The organism is Thermoflexus sp. (genome assembly GCF_025055495.1).
Lineage (GTDB): Bacteria > Chloroflexota > Anaerolineae > Thermoflexales > Thermoflexaceae > Thermoflexus.
This window is the reverse complement of sequence record NZ_JANWXB010000048.1, coordinates 1-2,991: the sequence shown is the minus strand read 5'-3', so window position 1 is coordinate 2,991 and position 2,991 is coordinate 1. Positions and strand designations below refer to the sequence as shown.

The 2,991-nt window shown below is 60.9% G+C and carries 2 protein-coding genes; one reads left to right on the top strand and one right to left on the bottom strand.

Going from position 1 to position 2,991, the window contains the following annotated elements:
* Positions 1 to 660: 660 nt before the first annotated feature.
* On the top strand, positions 661 to 1,422 hold the full coding sequence (locus NZM16_RS01685) for a cytochrome c oxidase assembly protein (RefSeq protein WP_295478086.1): 762 nt from the start codon (positions 661 to 663) through the stop codon (positions 1,420 to 1,422).
* A gap of 164 nt (positions 1,423 to 1,586) precedes the next feature.
* Here NZM16_RS01685 and NZM16_RS01680 read toward each other — a convergent pair whose 3' ends face one another.
* Positions 1,587 to 2,534 (bottom strand): MoxR family ATPase, encoded by a 948-nt coding sequence (locus NZM16_RS01680; RefSeq protein ID WP_295478083.1) that lies wholly within the window; start codon positions 2,532 to 2,534, stop codon positions 1,587 to 1,589.
* Positions 2,535 to 2,991: the final 457 nt, after the last annotated feature.

The window sequence follows — 2,991 nt, the reverse complement described above, 5'->3', positions numbered from 1 at the left end:
AGGATCACGCCGCTCATCGCTTTGTCCAGTTATAAACCGGGGATTTGAGGAACGGAAGCCAATGGCCCCTCCCCCCTTTCTTCCCCCTCCCCACGGTCCTCTGGGCCGTGGGGAGGGGGAAGAAAAAATCTTTCGAGGGCGGTGCGGGGGGCCTTTGGCCCTCGCACCACCCCCCGAAAACCCCCAAATGAAAACTGGACCAAGCACTCATGCTTTTTCCAGTTACTAGCTGGAGATTTAGGAGGCCGAATCCAGCCCGGAAGCAATGACCCCTCTCTGCTTTCTCTCCTCTTCCCACGGCCCAGTGGGCTGTTGGGAGAGGAAAGAAAAATGCCATGGGCAAACTTCCGAGCTCTCCCGTGGGTTTTTGGGCTGGGGCGCCGCCGAAGGCAGCGCTCCAGCCTAATTTTCTTTGGCGACCTCCCCGGCTCCTGGAAGAGCAGATAGCAAGCTGCGTTAATATAGAGGGGATGCTCTGTTGCAATCTTGGCCATCTCCGCCCCGGATTCGAGACCTATCTTTATCCCTCTCTCTTCCGCCACAAAGCGGCGTGAGGAGAGGCGGAAGTAAGGTGGGCCGCTTCACGGCCCACTTCGCTAATCCTCAAACCCGAGCTTGCAACAGAGCCCATGGAGGATCTCTTCGCAGGAGCATGGTCCGATGTCCCTGGAGCTGACCGGAGCGATCCTGGGGATTGGAGTGCTGGCAGCGCTGGGCGCTTATTTTGTGGGGATCGCCGCCGTATACGAACGGCTGAGCGCGGCCCAGCGGCGGGCCCATCTGGGGTGGTTCCTCCTGGGCCTGAGCCTGGCCGGATTGGGATTCATCCCTTCTCCTCTTCTGCTGGGCCCGGCCTATCGGTTCACCGTGAACATGGCGCAGTTCGTCCTCTTAACCGGGCTGGTCGCTCCCCTGCTGTTGATGGGCCTGCCAGGGCCCTTTTTCGACCCCCTCACCCGATCAGGCCCGGGAAAAAGTGTGGGCTTTCATCTGACCCGGCCCATCCCCGCGTATCTGATCGCGAACCTCGTCTTCTTCGCCTGGCATACTCCGATCCTTTTTGAACTGTCCTCCCGCAACGTGGGCCTCTGGGCCCTCAAGCAGTTCCTGTTTCTGTCCGCGGCGATGCTGGCCTGGTGGCCGGTCCTGAGCCCTACCCCGGTCTGGCCCCGCCTCTCCGATCCGGGTCAGGTCCTCTATCTCTTTTTTCTGGCCATGCCCACCACCTTGTTAGGAGCGCTCTTCACCTTCCCTGAGGCCCGGATTTACAACCCAACGGCGCTGGGGTTTGAGGTGTGCGCGCCATCTTCGTTGGAGGATCAGCGATTGGCCGGGCTTTTCATGTGGGTGCCGGGAGCGATGATCTACCTGGGGGCTCTGACAATGGTGTTTTTCCGGTGGTTCGGCAGGGAGGAGGCATAGGAGGCTTTGGGGGGTTTCCGGAGCTCCTGGGGACTCTGATAGGCGATCCCCCACGCGCTATGCCCTGAATGCGGAGGCACGACATACGAGAGCCCTTCCTGAGGGGTGGAGCCGTCGGATGCGGCTCTACCCCTCTCCAAACCTCTATGCTCGCGTCCCCCAGATCATGAATCGGTGTTCCAGCGGGGGAACGATCGGGGCCGTCGGGGCTCCTCACCCCCTTCCAAAAGACGACGCCCCTGTCGCAGGTCGGCCTCGTGTTTCAAAAGGGTCGTCAAAGTGCTCTCCAGGGTTTTGCGGTCCAGATGCTGAGCGTTCAGGGTCACCAGCGCCCGCGCCCAGTCCAGCGTCTCGCTGATGCTGGGTTGCTTCTTCAGGTCCAGGCGCCGCAAGCGCTGAACCAGCTCCACGGCCTGTCGGGCCAGTTGCGGCGCGAGCTCCGGCACCTTCAGGCGGACGATGGCCAGCTCCTGCTCCAGGGAGGGATAATCGATGAATAGATAGAGGCAGCGCCGCTTGAGGGCCTCGCTCAGCTCACGGGTGTTGTTGCTGGTGAGAAACACGGTGGGGATATGCTTCGCCCGCAGCGTGCCCAGCTCCGGCACGGTGACCTGGAAGTCGCTGAGAACCTCCAGGAGGAAGGCCTCGAATTCCGCATCGGCGCGGTCGATCTCATCGATCAGGAGGACCACGGGCTCCTCGGAAAGGATCGCCCTGAGCAGCGGTCGGGGGAGCAGGAAGCGCAAGGAGAAGAAAACATCTTCCTCTTGAGCAATGCGATCGGCGGCTTCCCGCAGGGTGGAGGCATCGGCCAGCACCGCGTTGAGCTTGTCCCGCAACAGCTGAGTATAGAGCATCTGCTTGGCGTATTCCCACTCGTAGAGCGCTTTGGTTTCATCCAGGCCCTCATAGCACTGGAGGCGGATCAGCGGACGGCCGGTGGCGGCCGCCCAGGCTTTGGCAAGCTCGGTCTTGCCTACCCCCGCGGGACCCTCGATCAGCACTGGCTTGCCCAGGCGTTCGGCGAGGAAAACCGTCGTGGCGATCTCATCGGAGGCAATATACTGGTGGGCGGCCAGTTGTTGCCGGACCTCCTCGATGGAAGAGACCATAAGCCCCCCTTTCCGGATCCCCGCTGGATCCAGCGCCCGGTTGGATTGCTCTTCATTCTAAGAACCGGGAGGGATCCTGTCAATTACGCAACCATCCGCTCCCCAGGGAGCAGCACCGCCCCAGGGCGTGCTCAACGAACGATCAATGAGGGATGTGACGGTAGCCCCTCCCCCTGGGATTCCCTCCTCAAGACCCGAAGGGCCTCACGGGAGCCCCCAGCCCTGCCCCCAAAGGATGCGTTATCCCCCTGGCCCTGTTCTCTAAAAGAGAGCGCTTCCTTCGAATTCGCTGCCCAACGTTGCTCATCGCTTCCCTCTGAATAGATTAGTTCAAGAATTCACAAATCGACAGAGACATCGACGGCGGCTTGAACTTTTCCTGAACTTCAACAGGCTAAGATAAAGTGTAAAAAGCGCCTGAACCTTGAGGTCCCTGTGGAACGACAGAGGCAGCGGG

What these genes read in the sequence shown, in the direction of transcription:
- NZM16_RS01680 (WP_295478083.1), bottom strand. Translation starts at nt 2,534, where the DNA reads ATGGTCTCTTCCATCGAGGAGGTCCGGCAACAACTGGCCGCCCACCAG.
- NZM16_RS01685 (WP_295478086.1), top strand. Translation starts at nt 661, where the DNA reads ATGTCCCTGGAGCTGACCGGAGCGATCCTGGGGATTGGAGTGCTGGCA.